General features: G+C 50.6%; 15 protein-coding genes. 9 read left to right on the forward strand and 6 right to left on the reverse strand.

The features are described from left to right. Positions 1-120: 120 nt before the first annotated feature. Complete coding sequence (locus PLF13_00255) at positions 121-2,142, reverse strand: PKD domain-containing protein (protein HOP05697.1); 2,022 nt, start codon at positions 2,140-2,142, stop codon at positions 121-123. A gap of 428 nt (positions 2,143-2,570) precedes the next feature. On the opposite strand from PLF13_00255, the gene PLF13_00260 reads away from it, so the two are divergent. Both PLF13_00260 and PLF13_00265 read left to right on the forward strand, forming a co-directional pair. Beyond that, positions 2,571-3,041 (forward strand): sigma-70 family RNA polymerase sigma factor, encoded by a 471-nt coding sequence (locus PLF13_00260; protein ID HOP05698.1) that lies wholly within the window; start codon positions 2,571-2,573, stop codon positions 3,039-3,041. After that, the gene (locus tag PLF13_00265) at positions 3,034-5,328 is read left to right on the forward strand and encodes a tetratricopeptide repeat protein (GenBank protein ID HOP05699.1); all 2,295 of its coding nucleotides are present in this window, start codon (positions 3,034-3,036) and stop codon (positions 5,326-5,328) included. Before PLF13_00260 ends, PLF13_00265 begins: the two co-directional genes overlap by 8 nt. 82 nt (positions 5,329-5,410) lie before the next feature. On the opposite strand, the gene PLF13_00270 is transcribed toward PLF13_00265, so the two are convergent. From PLF13_00270 to PLF13_00280, 3 genes are all read right to left on the reverse strand, one after another. After that, positions 5,411-5,632: a hypothetical protein gene (locus PLF13_00270; protein ID HOP05700.1), complete on the reverse strand. Its 222-nt coding sequence runs from the start codon at positions 5,630-5,632 to the stop codon at positions 5,411-5,413. 11 nt (positions 5,633-5,643) lie between these two features. After that, a complete protein-coding gene (locus PLF13_00275) occupies positions 5,644-6,306 on the reverse strand; it encodes a peroxiredoxin (protein ID HOP05701.1) in 663 nt (220 codons plus the stop codon). A gap of 100 nt (positions 6,307-6,406) precedes the next feature. After that, positions 6,407-6,805 (reverse strand): Fur family transcriptional regulator, encoded by a 399-nt coding sequence (locus PLF13_00280; protein ID HOP05702.1) that lies wholly within the window; start codon positions 6,803-6,805, stop codon positions 6,407-6,409. Between the two features lie 377 nt (positions 6,806-7,182). On the opposite strand from PLF13_00280, the gene PLF13_00285 reads away from it, so the two are divergent. The 6 genes from PLF13_00285 (at position 7,183) to PLF13_00310 (ending at position 15,461) form a co-directional block, all read left to right on the forward strand. Next, a complete protein-coding gene (locus PLF13_00285) occupies positions 7,183-7,599 on the forward strand; it encodes a MarR family transcriptional regulator (protein ID HOP05703.1) in 417 nt (138 codons plus the stop codon). A 76-nt stretch (positions 7,600-7,675) separates the two neighbouring features. Next, positions 7,676-8,746, forward strand: a complete 1,071-nt coding sequence (locus PLF13_00290; protein HOP05704.1) for an efflux RND transporter periplasmic adaptor subunit — start codon at positions 7,676-7,678, stop codon at positions 8,744-8,746. A gap of 45 nt (positions 8,747-8,791) precedes the next feature. Beyond that, complete coding sequence (locus tag PLF13_00295; GenBank protein ID HOP05705.1) at positions 8,792-11,866, forward strand: efflux RND transporter permease subunit; 3,075 nt, start codon at positions 8,792-8,794, stop codon at positions 11,864-11,866. Between the two features lie 11 nt (positions 11,867-11,877). Further along, positions 11,878-13,233, forward strand: coding sequence for a TolC family protein (locus PLF13_00300; GenBank protein HOP05706.1), 1,356 nt, complete (start codon positions 11,878-11,880; stop codon positions 13,231-13,233). Between the two features lie 46 nt (positions 13,234-13,279). Next, positions 13,280-14,398, forward strand: coding sequence for a hypothetical protein (locus tag PLF13_00305; protein HOP05707.1), 1,119 nt, complete (start codon positions 13,280-13,282; stop codon positions 14,396-14,398). Between the two features lie 382 nt (positions 14,399-14,780). Then, the gene (locus PLF13_00310) at positions 14,781-15,461 is read left to right on the forward strand and encodes an outer membrane beta-barrel protein (protein ID HOP05708.1); all 681 of its coding nucleotides are present in this window, start codon (positions 14,781-14,783) and stop codon (positions 15,459-15,461) included. Positions 15,462-15,712: 251 nt separating this feature from the next. Here the strand turns inward: PLF13_00310 and prxU are convergent, their stop codons facing one another. Both prxU and PLF13_00320 read right to left on the reverse strand, forming a co-directional pair. Beyond that, complete coding sequence (prxU, locus tag PLF13_00315; protein HOP05709.1) at positions 15,713-16,423, reverse strand: thioredoxin-dependent peroxiredoxin; 711 nt, start codon at positions 16,421-16,423, stop codon at positions 15,713-15,715. A 60-nt stretch (positions 16,424-16,483) separates the two neighbouring features. Beyond that, the gene (locus PLF13_00320; protein ID HOP05710.1) at positions 16,484-16,615 is read right to left on the reverse strand and encodes a hypothetical protein; all 132 of its coding nucleotides are present in this window, start codon (positions 16,613-16,615) and stop codon (positions 16,484-16,486) included. A 196-nt stretch (positions 16,616-16,811) separates the two neighbouring features. Between PLF13_00320 and PLF13_00325 the strand changes: the two genes are divergently transcribed. Then, entirely contained in the window at positions 16,812-20,228 is a 3,417-nt protein-coding gene (locus PLF13_00325; protein ID HOP05711.1) for a PAS domain S-box protein, read from the forward strand. The last annotated feature ends 11 nt before the right edge of the window (positions 20,229-20,239 follow it).

Below are 20,239 nucleotides of genomic sequence, written 5' to 3' on the forward strand. Positions count from 1 at the left end.
GCATGACAAGGAATGTTCTTTTCTCGATTTTCAGTCGGGTCGTTCGGATTAATAAAGGTTCATATATATCAATGAATCCGTATCACCGAGTCGATCCGGCCTCACGGCTCTCTCATAATCTTACGGACAACTTGCCGGCTCCGGCCCTCCCTGGAACATATAAGTTACCAGATGAACCAGATCGCTGATCGCAATCACTTCCTCCGGATCACCGTCGACATTCCCTTCGCGGAAACAAACCGGTTCCGGTCCTCCCTGGAACATATAGGTTACCAGGTGCACCAGATCGCTGATCGCAATCACTTCTTCCGGATCACCGTCAATGTTACCCCTCATTCCCACACAACAAGAAGTATGAACAACCAGCCCGGGTAAACAAGCCGGGGTATACGATATGATGCCCTCGAACGACGGTGCCTGTTCGGCATAACCGTCCAGCCCCAGAATCGTGGTCTGGCCAAGTTCGGCCGTGCTCGTATCGACCGTGAAATATAGCTTCACTACCGGACCGTTCCCCGGTTCCAGAGGCTCTGACGAGGCAATGAGCTGAATTGTCATTGTCTTCGCCGTGCTGTCCTGCTCCAGGACCGTACAGGAACCGAATGATTCCGTCCGGCACCCTGCCGTTGAGAGCGAATCGAACCACAGGTTGAGATCACCGTTGTACACGACCGGAATGGTAAGTGAATCCAGTTCCAGAGAATTCTGCACTCCAATCACACTCCCGATTTGCAGACAGTCCTTTGTTTCGACGGTATCGCCGTACAGCGAATCCGCCAGCGCCGTCACCAGGTCTTCGCTTGAAACGGTATAGCTGCCGCCGGCAGTGAAATTAACCTGTACGCTTACATCGAACAAACCGGGCGATTCATAACGATGGGTGGGATTTTGTACCGAATCACTTCCCCCGTCGCCAAAACTCCAATCCCAGGAATCCATGGCTTCCCGAGAATATGAGTTAAACGAGATATCAAACGGAACCTGTCCACAAATCTCATTGGCATATAAAGCAGCAAGAGAAAGAGGGAAAGCCCAGGCCCCCCCGGCAGCACCGATGTCATTTCGTAAACCGCCATACGAAGGCCACCAGGCGCTGTCGGACAGGGCGGGGTTTTCTATATCCTGGGCCGATGTTGCCGTATCACCGGCATCGATACATGGAGAGTTATAATATGTATACAACCACATATCCGGTGTAAGTTGAGGTTCGGCATCGATATTTCCCTCACCGGTCACACCTCCGCCCTGAACGTTGCAGTAATAGGTAGTGGTATATCCATAGATTTGCGGAGCAGAAGGCGCCTCATTGTACCAGATGATGTTATTGCGGATTCTCGGTGATGCCGAAAATACTCTGATTCCGCCACCGGTTACGGTTGAACGGTTGTAAACCAGAGTGTTGTTCTCGATTACGATATTATATCCGGCGTTGATCTGAATACCGCTGCCACCGTATTTCTGACCGCCATAGTTGTATGCAATGACATTGTTCTTAATAGTCGGTGCGGCTCCCGCCATCGCGATACCGGCTCCGTATTTACCCTCGTTGGCAATGATCATATTGTTTCGGATGATCGGTGATCCCTGTTGGATCTGAATGCCGCCTCCCCCGGCGGAATAGATTCCCGCATCGTTGGTGGCGTGGTTGTCACAAATGTAATTGTAACGGATGGTCGGCGCTGAGTAGATTATCAGCACTCCTCCACCTTGTCGATCGAAATGATCGCTTGACCATTCCCACAGGGTTCCGGTTCCACCGGTGATCGTAAAACCCTGAAGACAGGCGACATTTGACTGTCCCCCCATAATCCTGACAGTACTTCCAGAGTCGGGAAAAGTCTGATTACTGCCGTCGATAATTGTGTTGAAAATATACTGCGGGTCCTGGTCATAGAGAAAATGGCTGGTTAAAAAGATGTTCTTGCTGCCGAAGGTTATGTTCTCGACATAGGTACCGGGAGCAACCAGAATGGTATCATATCCGAGGGCATGGTTAATGCCCTCCTGAATGGTTGCATAATCCTCCGGTATCTCAATGATGCTTCCTTCGGCCGTGGTGGTCAAGAAAACGTCTCCCATCATGACCAGCGCCACGATAAGCCAGATAACTCCACTCCCATGAGAATGATAATTTGGCCTCATTGCCGGAATCCTCTTTATTGTATGTTTATTCAGTACAACTGCCGTAGACGCCGTTAGCCGGTCACAGCCCGCTCATTTTTTAAACGCCGTCGGAATTATGATGCAGAAGACCCGAGAACCTTACGGGACCCGGTCCAGATTATCTTTCTATATTCTCCACCGATATTCTTCTGAGTATTCTCATGGTTGTTGAACACAAAACTTGTAAGTACGTCTTTCGTATTGAATCTTAACGAATCGCGTTATGAAACAATCGGCTTTGAGACAACGCCGACAGCAGGGCAAGTAATGGAGGCCGACAATCCCGGCTGCAACGGCTGAATAAAGAAACGGCGGCTATTACCATCTACGAGGCGAGAGACATAAACGCCCTTTATGCTCGTGTCCGGGCGGGCGATCATTCCGCAAATGATGAACTTTTTCGGGGACTGAAAGTTGTATTCGGTCTTCTCATGCATCTAAAAGATGTCGAGCAAAGCGAAAGTGAAGATATCGTGCAACAGGCCCTGACCAGAATTCTGGAGCAGTACCTGGCGACCGAAATACATACTAGTTTTGCCGCCTGGGCGCAGAAGGTGCTGGCCAATACTATTGCGGAGTATTATCGCAGGCAATCGATGATCCGACGTAAACTGGATAGTATTGCCCAAAATCGATCCGCAGAGGCCGAATTCGCTCCCGACGAACAGCTGAAAATGGGACTGAAACGTTGTCTCAGCAGTCTACACGAATACAATCCCATTTATGCTCGCATACTCAATCTGCACTACCAGGGATATGATACGGACCATATCTGCCGCAAACTGGATATCACACCGGGCAACATGTATGTATTGTTGTCGCGCGCCAGAGCCCGGATGAGAGAATGCTTAATGAAACAAGGATTGCTCGGTGACTGAATGTAACAACAAAGAGATCGGGGCTCTGCTGCATGCCTATGAACTGGGGCTGTTGAACGATGATGACGCCCGTCGGGTAGAGACGCATTTGCTCGAATGCCCGTACTGCGCCCGTCAGAGTCTGGAGATGGCCGAGACCTCACGGCTGTTACGTAACGACCGGGATATTAAAACTCTGATCGGCGATCTTGATGAATCGGACCAACCGGTCTCCACACCCGAGACAACAACTGTGGATATTCGACCGGCAAAACATCGTACCCTCTGGCGGTCCCTGGCCGTTGCCGCAGCGGTTTTGATCGTCCTCCTGCTTAAACCATGGCAATATCGACTGGAGCCGGATGATACCGCCATTGCCGTTGAAAACCGACTGGCGGTAGCTCCTTTCGTGAATCTATCCGATCCGGCGGATTCTAACCGACTGGCAGCCGTTATATCAAACCTGACTACCACCGACCTGTCTGAATCGAAGTATTTTCAAGTTATCCCCAGCCAGAATCTGCACGATATCGAGAGATTGCTAACTCGAGGAGATCTGGATTCAGGCGGCGTCAACGATCCCGTTGTTATTGCCCGGGCGACTCGCGCCCGTTGGTTATTGACCGGGAACATTATCCAGAACGATCCCAATCTTGTTATAACCGGACAAATAATCGACGGCGCCACCGGGGCGATTGTCGCTTCGCATCGGATAACGACCGAAGCCGGAAACATCTTCGCGGCCGTAGATCGTCTCGCAGCCAGGGTGCGTGAGGACCTGCTCTCCCCTTCCGGTTTAATAGATACTTTCGATCCCTCCGTTGCCGACGTCACGACACACTCGGCCGAAGCTTATCGCTGGTACCTCGAGGGCGTCGAGCTATACGGCAAGAAGCACTACGATGCCGCAGAAGACTGTTATCAACGAGCCGTGGCCGCCGATTCAACCTTTGCTATGGGCTGGTATTGCCTGGTGTATTACAACATCCCCTATGCCCTGGAAAAAGCCGTCAGGTATTCCGTAAATGCCGGCCAGAAAGAGAGACTCTATATTACCAGTCTCAAAGCTCAGCGCGATGGTGATCCGGCGCAGGCGCGAGCCATTCTCGAAGAACTGGTACAACGCTACCCCGATGAAAAAATCGCCTGGATGGAATTGGCTTCCATGTCCCGAGAAGCGAGCGATTATAAAGCAGCCAGGAAAGAGCTGGAACAATCGCTCAAAGCCGACCCGGCCTACGGTGATGCCCTCAATCTGTTATCTTATGTCTATCTCGATCTGGGTGATACTTCAGCCGCTCTGACCACCGTTGAATCCTATATCGCCCTGGAACCGAACGAACCGGCCCCTTATGATACCAAGGGAGATATTCTATCCGGACAAGGTGATCTTGAGGAAGCGATTGCCGCCTATGAACATGCGGTAACGGTTGACTCTGCTTTTGTCAGGTATCTTTCGCTTACCAAATTAGGTAAGCTCTACACCTTTGCCGGTCGATATGAAGACTCACGTCGATGCTTCCGGCAAATCGTGACCGAAGGAGATGTCACCAGCCGTGTAATGGCCCGGGCTTATCTGCCGATGATTTCACTCCACGAGGGGCAACTGGAACGCGCCCTCACCGAAAGCAACGATGTCATCACGGCCGACCGTCTCGAGGAAGCCTCTTCGGTCAACTCCTGGGGCCGGCTCCTTAAGCAACTGACCAAAGGACGAATCCTGGAGGCTATGGATAAACCTCTCGAAGCTGCGGCAGTCATACCGACAGATATCCCGGCAACCGATCCGGCTTTCGGTATCTGTCAAGTTCAACGAGCTTATTATTATGCACAAGCCGGATTCGAAGACAGCGCCAACGCCATCATATCTGACTTAAAAGCCGCCCTGGCACGCGCCGGTATGAATGAACAACCTCTCTGGCGAGCGCAAGCCATGATAGCCTATGCCGAATCCGATTACTCGACGGCTATCGACTACGCTACGAAACTAACGGACCCCAAATGGCACACCTTCGATAGTCGTTATGTTGTAGCCAGATCGCATCTGGCCCGAGGAGATACTTATGAAGCGGCGGCAGAGCTACAAGAAATAACCTCCAACTATAATGATTGGGGTATGTTCTTCAGCGGCGCCTGGGCAAGCGCAGCTCATTTCTATTTAGGCCAGGCATTGGAACGAACGGGTAAACCGAATTCAGCCTTAGTCCAATACGAGCAATATGTCGCCCTCATGCAGAACGCCGATCCGCGTCCTCTTCTGCTTGACCAGGCCGGAGAACGTATAAACGCCTTGAAACAGGGATTATAAATTACTTCATTTTAAGACATAACAACAGGGACAGGCTTTTGCCTGTCCCTGTTTCGTTATAACGGCGTCCGATCTCGCCGAGTTATTTCTGTGCCGTTGCCCGTCCCTTTTCAGAGACTCGATATTTCTCACCATCGGTTTCGACCAAACCCGCCTGATTCATTTCACGCAGCGAACTGCGTACCTTGAACAGCGGCTGGCCGGATTTCTCGGCCGCTTCCTCGGGCGTCATCGCTTCGGCCAACAGCTTCAGCATCGCTCGCGCCGTAGCGGAGATCGATCCATCGGGATTCACACAAGCCATGACTGTTCTCCTCACAGGTTCTTCTTGCAGAAGTACCAGTCAGTGCATTCGACGTTCTTATCATTGACACGTTCCTCGGCCATCTCCTGGGTCAACGGCGGCGGCACGATCACCTTATCGCCCGGCTGCCAATTGGCCGGTGTCGCGACTCCGTTGGCATCGGTCGTCTGCAACGCCCTGATGGCACGGAGAATTTCCTGCATATTGCGGCCGGTGCTCAGCGGGTAGTAGATCATTGCCCGGAGAATCTGTTTATCGTCGATAATAAACACCGCCCGGCTGGTCTCGGTGGTGCTCTCGCCCTCGTGAATCATCCCGTAGGTTTTGGCTACCTTCATGTCGAGATCGGCAATAACCGGGAATGGAATCTTTACGCCCATCTTTTCCTCGATATTGCGTACCCAGGCAATATGGGAGTAGACACTGTCAACACTCAACCCCAGTAACTGGGTGTTGAGTTTCTGTAGATCCGGATAAATCTCGGCGAAGCCCATAAACTCGGTCGTACAGACCGGGGTGAAATCGGCCGGATGTGAAAACAGCACCAGCCAGCTACCCTTATAATCCTCCAGCTTAAGAACGCCGTGGGTGGTTTTGGCTTCAAACGACGGGGCCGGCGCTCCCAGACGAGGCAGCCCTACCGACATTTCCTGATATTCGTTGTTTTCCTGCATGGCAATACTCCATTGTGTTTAGTTAATAAGTTTCTTATTGTCAGTTTTAGAATTTTTCTAATTTTAGACTCTTTTTAATACCAAGGTAAAAAAAGAGAGCTTACTTCTTCCTCAATCTGCCGCGCATAACGACCTGGTATTCATCTATCTCGAAATCATTGAGTTTCTCTTTGCCTTTTATCTCAAGGACATCCCAGGGAATATCATGAATCTCCCCGGTATTATTATCAACGAAGTGGTGATGTGGCTTGGTATTAGGATCAAAGACCACAATTCCTTCTTTTATTACCTGTGACTGCAGTAATCCTTTATCCACAAGCAAGTTAAGGGTATTGTAGACAGTTGCTCTCGAAACTGTAGGACATTTTTCCCGGGCATGGTTAAAAACATCATCCGCCGACGGGTGCTGGTTGGTTTGAAGGACATAATCCACCACCGCGATTCTTTGCGGAGTCGGTTGAATACTGCACTGTCTGAGTATGTTTATCACGTCTTCCATAGTAATCCATTTAACATTAGACATTGTCAAATTGTTCCGGCTTTTTTTATCCGAGGCCTTCTTTCTGAAAATAATTTTATGAAGTCAGTAACTTAAGTTACAAGTCGCTCCATGCTCACTATTTCAACATTCTGTAATTCAGGCGATGTCCCATAAAGCCAAGCCGCAAGCTCGTAATACACCCATTCCGGCCCTGGTCAACCGATTAGCCGTTATCCAAGATTGTGTGGTTTTACTCTTTGCGATTTTATTACAAAAAACATCTTGACAAATGCCGAATTTTTAGTTGTATGTGCAACCATAATTGATGTGCAGCGTATCAGTGTTTGAAAGAAAACACCTGGATGCCAACAAAGCGCCCCACGGATCTTGGAAATTTGATAAAGGCAATCAACCGCTGCTGGCTGTCGGTTAAATATGCCGGTCGAAAGGTTCTGGCTAAATACGAGCTTGATCTGACCATGGAACAACTGATGGTTCTTTTCATCCTCAGAGATAGAGACGGTCAGAATCTAAGGGACCTGGCCGAGAAAGCCGATAGAGAGAAAACAACCATGACACGAATGATTGACGGTCTTGAGAAGCGTAATCTGGTATTACGCGTTCCGGACCGAAGCGATGGACGACTGAAACTCGTCTATCGGACCAAAAAGGGGCGACAAATAACTGAAAATTTGGAGAAACATGCTATCGAGTTCGAGGAGACGGCTCAAATTGATTTAACCGAAAAACAGATCAACGATACTGTTAAAGTGCTCCTGAAGATAACTGCAAACCTCGGATACGATCAATAACTGATACACAATAGCTGTAGCTGCAACAATAATTTTATATGAAAATATCGCTATTTAGATATCAAGGAAAGAGACTATGGAGTTGATTAAAAGCGGCCTGATTTCAATAACCTTACTCACCCTTATGGGACTCGGCTGTAGCGGCGGCAATACCGAGACACGCAGCATGGAACAGATCCACGCTGAAGAAGGAGTACCCGTCCGGACGGTCGAGGTCACACCCGAGCATTTTTCCAGTTCACTCGAATTCACAGCGGTTCTGACCGGAATCGAGGAATCATCGGAATATGCCATGATTGCGGATCGTATCGATAAAATCACGGCCAAAGTCGGTGATTACGTTAAAAAGGATTCCGTAATCATTATGTTCCCGGCCGATAATCCCTCGGCCAATTATTACCAGGCCAAAGTTCAATACGAGAACTCCCTGGCAACCTATAATCGAATGAAGCAATATCTGGAAACAGGTGGGCTTTCCCGACAGGATTTCGATAACGCCGAGGCGGCCTATCGAGTCGCCGAGGCCAACTGGCGTTCGGTTCGGCAGTCAGTCCTGGTGAGGGCGCCTATCAGCGGCACCATCAGCCGTATCAATGTCCGCGAGTCGGATAACGTCCACAAGGACGATGAGTTGTTCACGATCTCTCGCACGGATCGACTTAAAACCCGGGTATGGGTTCCGGACACGGAAATCCATGAGGTCACACTCGGCATGCCGGTCAAGGCCATCTGGGACAACCGCACGCTTGACGGCCAAGTGACCCAGATAGATCGCTCGCTTAACCGTCAGCAACAGGCTTTCGGCGTAGACGTAGAAATGGAAAATGTCGAGCCCTATATCCAGAGCGGAGTAACCGCCCTCGTAGAAGTTGCCACTTATGTAAACGATTCGGCCATAGTGACCGCTCGCAAGAACCTCCTCAACGACAATGAGAGTTCATATGTATTCGTGATCCGCGATTCTCTTGCCCATAAACAACGCGTCCAAGTCGGCACCGCTCATGGATTGGACGTTGAAATCATCGAAGGGCTTAAGCCGGGTGATCAACTGGTCGTTGAAGGTCAAACCCAGATCAAAGAAGGCACAAAAGTCAAACTCATGTCCGATCGAAGCAAGGAAGCTGTGGCTCAGGCCACCGAGGAATAGAGCAACCGATTAGACGCTCAGAAAAGAAGACAAAGAGAAAACGAAATGATTCTGTCTGATTTATCAATAAAACGCCCGATCATGATCAGCATGGTCCTGATCGTCTTCCTCCTTTTCGGCTGCCTGGCTTATTACGCCCTCAATCTGGAACTGTTCCCCGACATCACCCTGCCGGTTGTGACGGTGCAGACGGTCTACGAGGGAGCCGGACCTAAGGAAATCGAGACTCAGGTCACCAAGCGAGTTGAAGACGCCGTTTCCTCCATATCAAAAATCGACTACATCAGATCCTATTCTATGGAGGGGGTCAGCTATGTAGTTATAATGTTCGAAGTGGACAAGGATGAGAATGTCGCCAACCAGGAGGTAAAAGATCAGATCGACGGTATCCTTAACGATCTTCCCGACAACTCCGACCGTCCGATCATTCAGAAGTTCGATCCCTCCGGTAAACCGGTGGTCGAACTGGTGCTATCCGGCGATTTACCGCCGACCGAGCTCTACGATCTAGCCGATAAAATCCTCAAGAATCGCATCTCGCAGACCGACGGCGTCTCATCGGTATCCATTACCGGCGGTCAGGAACGCGAAATTCGGATTCGGATGGACAACCGAGTCGTCTATCAGAACTCGCTGTCGCTGTCACAAATTGCCGAATATCTCGCCGGGCAGAATCTCGACATGCCGGGGGGGTATTTCCAACAAGCATCGCAGGACATTTCAGTTCGTCTCAAAGGCGAATTCACCGACCTCGATCAGATGAGAGCTCTGGAAATTCCTACCGGCAACGGTTTCCGCCGTCTGGATGATATGGCCACCGTCACCGATACCGGAGCTGATGTCCGGATGCGTACTTCCTTCTTCAACAACATCGACAAAAAAATGAACGACAACGTCGTCATTCTCGGTGTTATGAAATCCGACGACGGCAACACGGTGGAAATGGCTCACCTTATCAAGGACAACCTCCCCGAGCTGAGTAAGCTGCTGCCGGACGGAGTCAGTCTACGCCTGGCAACCGATGACTCGGTCTTCGCTGAAGATACCGCCGATGACACCATGAGTACGATCTTCCTCGGAATTATTCTGACCGCTTTGATCCTGCTCCTTTTCCTGCACAACATCCGATCGACGATTATTGTGGGACTGTCCATGCCGATGTCCGTTATCTCGACTTTTCTGTTGATCAAGATTTCGGGATATTCTCTCAATATGATGACGTTGATGGGGCTTTCTACCGCGGTCGGCATTTTGGTATCGAATTCGGTAGTTGTTATTGAAAATATCTTCACGCGGAAGCAGGCCGGTGACAGTAAAGCCGAAGCCGCATCACGCGGGACTAACGAGGTTGTCGCGGCCGTAGTGGCCGCAACTTTGACCAACCTCGTCGTATTTCTTCCTATCGCCAATATGACCAGTATCATCGGTACCGTGTACGCACCGTTCGGCATGACGGTGGTCTACGCTACTCTCTTCAGCCTGCTCATGTCCTTCACGTTGGTTCCGGCCATGGCTTCCAGGATTCTTCCGAATAAAATCAGTGACGGCGGCGCCTTCGGTCGCTGGTCCGACAACCTGATCAAGAAAACAGAAGATGCTTACCGCGTCTCCCTCAAATGGGTTCTGGCGAACAAGCGAAACGGCCTGGCTTTTATCGGGCTGGCAACCGCTATACTCATTGGTAGCTTCTGGATCGGCGGACATGTCGGCTTTGACTTCATCCCTCGCATGGATGAAGGTGATATAAACATTGAGGTGGAATTGCCACTCGGTTATCGTATCGAAGAAACCGGTGCGCTGGTTGATCAGATTGAGCAAAAACTTCGCAGCTACGATCAAGTCGAATATATCCTGACTACTATTGGACAGATTACCCAGGTCGATCAGGGGACGAACGTTGCGAAGGTTAAGGTTAAACTCATCCCGGCCGCCAAGCGCAAAGAAACCACCGATCAGATGGTCACCAAATTCATTGAGGATTTTTCCATTATCCCCAACGCCAACATCCGCGTATTGGCCGTCGCATCGATCGGATCAGGCCAGTCCCCGGTGCAGCTCGCCGTTACCGGGTCGGATATGGATACGTTGAATGTCATTACCAAACGCATCATCAACAGGATCGAAGATATCCCCGGACTGGTTGGATTGAACACCAGTTCTCGCGAAGGCAAACCGGAAATAGCCTTGTACCCCGATCGTAAGAAACTATCCGATGCCGGAATTACCGTCTATGAACTTGCCATGACCCTGCGCGGCGCCATCGAAGGTATCATAGCGACCCAGTATCGTGAGTCCGGTGAAGAATATGACATTCGCGTGAGTTTGAACGATGACGCTATCGACACCCCCGAAGAAGTCGAGAACCTGGCCGTGGTAACACAGAAAGGGACATTCCGCCTCGGTCAACTGGCGCGTGTGGTATTTTCTCAAGGATATTCGAAGATAGACCATCTGGATCGTGTTAAAATGGTCATGATTACCGGCAACAACTCCACCAGCTATGCCCTGGGAGATATCACCAACGAAATCGACGAGAGAATCGGAGATGTCTATTTGCCCGCCGGTTATCATTTGAAATGGGAAGGTAACGTGAAGCTCATGAACGAGACGATCGTTGACATGGGAAGAACGTTCATCATTGCTCTCATTCTGACTTACATGCTGTTGGCCGCCGTTCTCGAAAGCCTCACCCAACCTCTGGTTATTCTGGCCACCGTTCCCCTTGCTTTTATCGGGATTTTTATCGGTCTGGTCGTGTCGGGGATATCGATGAACGCTATCTCGATGATGGCCATCGTGATGTTGCTCGGAATCGTGGTTAACAACGCCATCCTGCAACTGGACTATACCAATCAACTCGTGCGCAAAGAAAAGAAGGATCCGACCGAAGCCCTTCTGATTGCCTGTCCGGCCAGACTTCGCCCGATCCTCATGTCCACCCTGGCGATCATCCTCGGTATGCTGCCAATGGCTCTTGGCATGGGCGCCTCCGGTCGTGAAGTCAGACAATCCATGGGAATAGTTTCGATCAGTGGACTCGTATCTTCGACATTGCTGGCCCTGATCATAATTCCGGTCGTGTCCAACATGATCATGACCAGAAAAACGAAAAAACAATGAGTACGGATAACATGAGACTATTTCAACACACACATACTGCCCTCCTCCTGTTGATCCTCGCCATCGTAGTGGCATGGCTGCCCGGCGAGACATGGTCCCGAACTCTGGACATGGATCAATTCGTTTCGCTCGTGAGACAGCATTCCAAGGATTTACAGATAGCCTCCAAGGACCGCGAGGAAGCCGATGCCCAGAAATCACAAGCGGTTGCTCTCGCGCTGCCGCATGTAGGGGCTCAGGCCGGTTACACCCGCAATTTAAGCGACCTGTACATGTATCTTGATATGTCCAGTCTCACCGGTGAGGAGGACGCCGGTATTACCAAGTCGGTAAGCAGCCGCAACAATGAATTCAGCGCCGCGGTTTCGTTGACGCAGACCTTGTTCAGCGGAACGGTGATGAATGCCATTACCGCCGCTCGTCAGTATCGGAGACTGACTGATTTTGCCTACGATGCCACCTTCCAGCAGATCGTTACACTCTCCAAACAGGCGTTTGCACAAACGCTGTTGCTTCGGAAAGTCCTGGAGGTCTCGGAACAATCGGAGCAAAACGCGTTGGACAACTACAACGACACCAAGAGTCGTTTTGATAACGGCCTCGCCTCCGAATTCGAGTTGCTTCAGGCGGAATCCCGCTATCGTGAGACCGTACCGCAGACCGCCTCGGCCCGACGGAATCTCGAACTGGCTCTGGTGGATCTGAAAAACCTGGCCGGAATTTCGGTCGATGAAGAACTCTCCCTGACCGGATCACTCGAGACGTATCCCGAAATGCCTGGTCCCATCTCACTGGATCAAGCTCTCGATACACGGCCGGATTATAACGCCCTGGTCTGGGAAGAGCGCCTTCGCCGGACAGCGGTTTCGGCCGAGCGCGCAGGGTATTTTCCCTCGCTGGCAGCCGTCGCGGCTTACGGTTATTCGGCTCAGTCCAATGATTTCAAACTGGAAGAAGAAAACAATGCCTGGACCATCGGCCTGCAATTATCGATACCGATCTTCCAGGGCGGTGATACTCGCGCGAAGGTGCGCCAGGCTTCGATCCAACTCGATAAATCACAACTCGAACTGGCTAAATCGCGTGATCAGATTGAAAAAGATCTCCGCAGCGTGAGACTCAGACTCGAAGAAGCCCATGCCCGGATCGCTTCGGCTCAGGCCGCTCTGGAAACGGCAACCAAGGCTCACAACATTGCCGAGAGTACTACCCGGGTTGGCCTTACCACCCAGTTGGAACTTAAGGACACACGAGTGGTTCTCGACCAGGCCAGTGTCGCTTATTACACGGCCGTGTTCGAGTATCTTGCCGCCTGGTACGACTGGCAAATGGTCTCGGGAGCCCTGACTGATGATGAAAGCAAGTGATAACCATTAATGCGTGTGGATGGACCGGAAATAGACGGAGATAACCATGACTGAGATGCCACAATCCGAGAACAGGAACAACTCGATCTCAGCCTCCGATGACGACCGCAATAAGCTGCTGTTCGGTCTCAACGATCTGCCTCGATTCGTTGAGAGCTACCAGCGATACGCGGAATCTTCTTTGATACCGATTCGAGCGCGTATAATCGAGCTTCTGTCAAGGTGGCGTCGCGCCAACTACTGGAATAAACTGGTCATACGAGCCGGTGAGCCGGCACCGTCTCCGATACAACGGATTCAAACACGAATCAAGCAACCCGGCGCCGTGGTGCGCAAGGTCCTCGCCCGACCCGAACGTTTCCCCGATGGTCTGCAGGAAAGGATTTTCGAACAGGTCACCGATGCGCTCGGCGTCAGAGTGGTCGCATATTTTCTATCATCACTCCCCTTGATTGACCGGGAAATCCGTGAATGCGGCTGGTTCAACATATCCGAAAAGCATCCACCTCATGCTTACCTGCAACGCAGCACGGCCGATTCCCTGGGTTTGAACATGGAATGCCATACCAAGGCCAGTGGCTATAATTCTATTCATTATGTCCTGCAACTGAAGCAGGAATACAGCGAGGGGCACTCTTCTCCCTGGTTCGAGCTGCAACTTCGAACCCTTACGCAGGATCTCTGGGCCGAAGTGGAACATCTGCTAGGCTATAAATACCGCACCAGCACCCCGGCAGTTCGAGCCCAACTCAATTTGATCGGACATTTACTTGGGACAATCGATGAGTACTTCGACGCCATGGCCGACGATCTTGCCCGTTCTCAATCGCTTGAACCGCCCAATGACACCACCCCTTTGACGGCCGACAACCTGCCCGGACTTCTGGCGGCAGCCGGTCTTACCTGTTCCCAATACGACCTGAACGGCCTCCTAAAAATCGCCACCGGGTGCGATATTAAAACTGTCAGAGACTTGCGTCACGCTCTCACGCGTGATAATATAAAGCTGGTTTCGTCTGTCGCTCGTCAAACTCTGGGACGAGACCCGGCCGATGCCGAACTAGTCCCGGCATTATTGATCATTGCCAACATGCCGACCGATCAACGCGACTTGATCCTTGGACGTATGACCGACATTATCAAAGCTTTTGAGGCTACGTTATGAGACCGTACCCCATATTTTTAGATATAGTATGTGTACCTACATGCAATATGACAGTGACGGAGCATTTATTGACAAATGATCGTTTTGATTCCATATCTAGTCCAGGGATAACCACTACCGTCAGAGGTGGTTATAATCCAACCAGGAGAAATATCAATTTAGATAAAATACGTGCATATACACGTTATATATCTAATATCTTTGCCACTCCCGGCAAGACTATTCCAACGGAGGTGAAAACACACATATCAAAAAATAGCTCATTCGATTGATGGATTAAATGAATTCAAAGGATAGAGACTATCTGCAGTTCTTGACCTTCATACATGAACTGCGGACAAAATATAAACTACGGATACCTGAAACTATGGAAGGAACTATCATGAAACGTCTTTCACTGCTTTTCGTGCTGGTTGGACTGTACGCTTGTACTACGGTCCAGGCTCAGAAGATTGCCCAGGTAGGCGACCTTGGAGTCGGCGTTAGCGGCGGGTTGATGTTACCCGCTTCAGGTGATATCGACACTGAAAACTCGTTCGGTGATTATTTCGATGTTGGCCCGGTTTTCGGTGCTCACGTCAACTACCTGGCGATGGATTATCTCACGGTACAATGCGGATTCGATTACACCTTCATGAAAATGAAGGATGATATGATCACTCGGGATGAATTCGACGGTGAACCGTACTTCGTCGCTCCCAACATCTATCTCAACGGCATCTGGAACATGGCCCCGTTTTTCAAGAGTGAATCCAATACTGTCAATCCGTACCTGCTGGCCGGTGGCGGGCTGTACTTCTGGAAAGTGACCGACGACGGCGCCGGCGGCGATGCACTCGTTATCAACGAAGCCGGCGATGATTTCAGCAAAACCAGCTTCGGCCTTCAATTCGGCGGTGGGGTGGAAATCTACGCTACCCCGAACATTTCGATCCTGGTCGAAGGAAAATACCACATGATCTTCACCGAGGACAAAGACACCTTCGGTGATGATTTCGGTAATCTCGGAGTCATTGGCCTCAAGGCCGGACTAACCTACCATTTCCCGCTCGGCTCGAACTAGCCGGCGCGGCGGGGTGAAAGCCCTCTCTCTCCCTCCTCGTGCGGGGGTGGCTTCGGCCACCCTCGCACCCCACTTTTCATCCGCAGCATAGTCGTATGAAGATGGAATCAGACATCCAGTCCCGACTATTGCGACAACATGCCTCCCCACAACACCGGGACTCGAATCGTACCTCACCATCAAAAGCAAACCCCCGGTGACGAGATACCGCCGGGGGCGCCGATGAGTTTACCGTTATCTCTATTACGATATCATTTGGGCTGCCAGACCTGCCAGACCTTGCCAACCAGTTCGGGACCTGGTTTAAGAGTTTTATCACCCGGTTCCCAACCGGCCGGGCAAGCCTCCGTCCCTTTCATCTTGCGTACGTATTGGAAGGCTTGCACCTGTCGTATTGTTTCTTCGATCTTTCGTCCCACCGGAGGCGCCAATACTTCCATAGCCTGCACCACTCCATCCGGATCGATCAAAAAACGGCCTCGGATATTCACGCCGCCGCTTTCGTCATGAACACCGTAAGCTCGGCCAATATTCCCGGTGCCGTCAGATAACATAGGCCAGGGAATGCCGTCCTGAGTCATTTTCGAAAGCTCTTCTTCCTCCCATATTTTGTGCACGAAAGTCGAATCGGTTGAGACGGAGAGTACCTGTACACCCAGTTTCTTGAGTGTCTTATGCGAGCCGGCGACCGCCGACAACTCCGTCGGTCAAACGAAGGTAAAATCACCGGGATAGAAGCACAACAGAACCCATTTCCCGGCGTAATCAGAAAGTTTGACGTTTAAGAATTTGCCTTTATTGTAGGCAGGCGCATCGAAATCAGGCGCCTTTTCTCCTACCCGCACCGTTACCATATCCATTACTCCTTCCACCTTGTCGCCCTCTGTGGGCGGTTTCTTGTCCTTCACCGCACCTACGACCGTACCGGCTGGTTTGGCGCATCCCACTGGTTTTTCCGGCATAAATACCTCCTGAAATCGGCTGCCGACACGCAGATCGACAACGAAATTTGTTCGTTTGAGCTAATACAAATCCCGGAGATAATAGGCTGTCTCATCGAGTTTTAAGGTATCGAGCTGTCCGATGACTGTCAAGCCTGACTGATTGAGCACCTGAAGCGACTGATAATTCACAGCCAGGACCTTGCTATCCATGAAGTTAAATCAGTAAATGCCGAAAATATATAGATATAAGATATTTATTAGACGGCAATGAGCTAGCTTCTACCGGGGCTGTTTAACAACGGGGGTTAAGGCATCTATGCCAGTTAAAGACGGACCTTCAGAATCTATGGGAGCGATGAAAGGGATTCCATCTACCGAGGATTCGAAGAACAGGGACGCCGATGATATGAAATTCGACCAAGCAACAGCCCGTTCAAACCAGCCAAACGATGAGAGTCTCAAATATCTCCTTGCATTCTGTGAATCCTCATCCGCAGGTTTTATTCTCTGTGATCGAGATCTCCGTCTGACATTCGCCAATGAGCAGGTAGTACAAACAATCGGCGCGAAGAATTTGGATGAACTTGTCGGACTTACGCTCGATCAACTGGTGTCTCCTCCCCCACCTCCGGATCATATAGCCAAATATCGCGAAGTCATAGAAACCGGGAAAAGCGCTGCCTTCGATGTACTGCCCGTCCACAGCGACTCACTGCAGTTGTTTCATCGCTTCCATGCTTTCAAAGTCGGCGAAGGAATCGGTTTCGTTGTCTATGATATTACTGCCGAAACACTGGCTAAACGAGCCAATGAAGAAAGCCGTCGTATTCTCCGGGAGACCGGCCGTATGGCTCAAATAGGCGGTTGGGAATACGATCTGAGAACCGGCAAGAGTATTTGGACGGAGTCGCTCTATAAAATCATGGCCTGCCCCGAAGACAAGGAACCGCCGGGCCCCGATGAATTCCGACAATATCTTAGCGACGAAGATACGGCCTTAATAAAGCTAGCCCATGATAAAGCGGTCAATTTCGGAGAATCGTTTGATCTGGAATTACAATTAATCCGAGCCGATGGTCAACGGCGCTGGTTCCGATCGTACGGAGAACCTGTTTTTCACCAGGGTCAATGCATTAAGCTACGCGGAACTCTACAGGACATTCACGTTCATAAAACCGCGGCAGAACAGGCGCAACAGCACGAAGAGAGATACCGGTATCTTTTCGATAATGCTCAGGTATTGATTGCTGTTTTCGATCCTGATGGTGTCTGTATCATGATGAATCGTAAAGCAGCCCGGTTTTTCGGCAAAAAACCGGAAGAAATGGTTGGTGCTCACTTCGACCGGCTACATCCAGAGAACGCCGCTCGCTTCAAGACGTTGAGACAAGCAATCCTTGATGGAGGCGGTCCGATTGAGTCCGAGGTCGAAACCACCTTTCCCGTCGGCAGACGTTGGTTGCTTTCTCGTATGAACGCCATGCATGACGCCAACGGAGCTATCATTGCCGTTCAGATGATTTCACATGATATAACAGCTCGTAAGAAAGCTGAGAAAGCTCGCGTTGAAAGTTATCGGATGTTCCGTTCCGTGTTCGAAAACGCCGCCATTGGAATCGCACTGGCCGGACTCGAAGGTCGATGGCTTGATGTCAACCAACGACTCTGTGACATCGTCGGATATAGCCGCGATGAAATGCTGAATATGTCCTTCCGGGACATTACTCATCCAGAAGACATCCCCGACAAACTCGACCGAATTGATTTACTGATGAATGGTGAGATCGACAATTTTGTCGTACAGAAGCGCTATATTCGCAAGGACAATTCCGTTGCCTGGGTCAACCTTACCGTCAGCATTATCCGCAACGAGCAGAATAAACCGGAAAAATTCGTGGTTGCTGTCGAGGATATCACGGAACGAAAGAAGAGTGAAATAGAACTAGCCCGAGCTCATGAAGCCCTCGCAGTCGCACAGAAAATGGCGCGCATCGGTTATTGGTCGTTCGACATAGCTACCCAGACAGGCTCCTGGTCACCCCAGATGTTTGAGGTCCTGGACCTCAATCCGTCGGACGGTATTCCCCAGTATGTCGGACTCCATCAGTTCATACATCCGGATGACCGCAAAGCCTTCTCCAAAGCCATGTACAGTTGCACTATAGGCAAGCCGTACAACATGGTCATCAGAATCGTGCATACGGACGGCTCAATCCATTGGATCAACACCCAGGGTTTTCCGAAACAAAACGATAATGGTGAAATAGTCGATGTCTTCGGGATCGTTCAGGATATAACCCATCTGAAGCGCGCCGAAAGCGCTTTGCTTGAAAGCGAAGAGAAATACCGCAGCTTGATCGAATCCATCGATCTTGGGATATCCATGATAAGTCCCGATTTCGAGGTTATGTCCGTCAATCGCAAGATGACTGACTGGTATCCGGATGCTTCCACCTTAATCGGCCATAAATGCTATGAAGTCTTTAATGATCCTCATAGAGACACTCCATGCGAATACTGCGCAGTGATCAAGGCATTACAAGACGGTCAGGTACACGAAACCGTATCCAACACGCCTACAGCCGATGGCATACGTAATTACCGGCTGGTGGCCTCACCCGTCTGTAATGAGGCAGGCGAAGTCATCTCCGTCATTGAGACGGTGGAAGACGTTACTGAGAGCCGTCGTCTCGAAGTCGAGATTCAGAAACAGGCGAAACTGGAATCGATCGGTGTCCTGGCCGGCGGCATTGCCCACGACTTCAACAACATCCTCACTGCCATTACCGGTAATCTGTCGCTCGCCCGACTCGATTGTGAACTCGATTCACCGGTAGATATCGCAATCGAACAGGCCATGCGTGCTTCTGAAAGAGCCCAAAGCATAACCGGGCAACTGCTCACCTTCGCCAAAGGCGGAGCCCCCGTGAGACAAACCAGCAATCTCGATACGGTGCTTCGTGAATCTGCTATTTTCAGTCTGCACGGATCCAACACTATTTGTGATTTCGAGATCCCCTCGGACCTGAGGCTGGTTGATATTGACGTGGGACAAATTAGCCAGGTTATAAACAATCTCGTGATTAACGCCAGCCAGGCCATGCCGGATGGCGGCATTATCAGGATCACAGCTTCCAACTACGATCATATCGGCTCCGGATCGGGACTGCCGCTCAAGGCCGTACGTTACATCCGTGTGTCAGTTAGTGATTCCGGTATTGGCATTCAGGATAAACATCTAAAGAAAGTGTTCGATCCGTTCTTCACTACCAAAGAGAAAGGCAGCGGTCTTGGACTGGCTTCCTGTTATTCGATCATTCGTCGGCATGACGGCCATATCGAAGTGGAATCATCCCCCGGACAAGGCACTACCTTTACCTTCTTTCTTCCGGCATCCGAGAAATCCGAGATAACACCGGTTGAACCAAACAACGTCAATCCCCCGGGTCACGGCCGAATCCTGGTTGTCGATGACGAGGCCGCCATAAGAGATATTACGACTAGAATCCTTACGCAACACGGGTATGAATCAGCGGCCGTTGAAAACGGTCATGAAGCTGTCGATCTATACGAACGGGAGCATACACAAGGACATCCGTTCGATGCCGTGATTCTCGATCTGACCATCCCCGGAAGCATAGGAGGATGCGATATTCTCGAAGCTCTCCGGCAAATCAATCCCGACGTGAAAGCCGTCGTATCAAGCGGTTATTCTACCGATCCCATCATGTCGAATTATCGGGAATACGGATTCAGCGCTCGCCTCGGAAAACCATTCCGCGCAGCCGATCTCGCCGGCGTATTGCATCGTTTACTCAGATGAATCCAGTTGTT

The organism is Candidatus Zixiibacteriota bacterium (genome assembly GCA_035380245.1).
In the GTDB taxonomy this organism is placed as follows: domain Bacteria; phylum Zixibacteria; class MSB-5A5; order GN15; family FEB-12; genus DAOSXA01.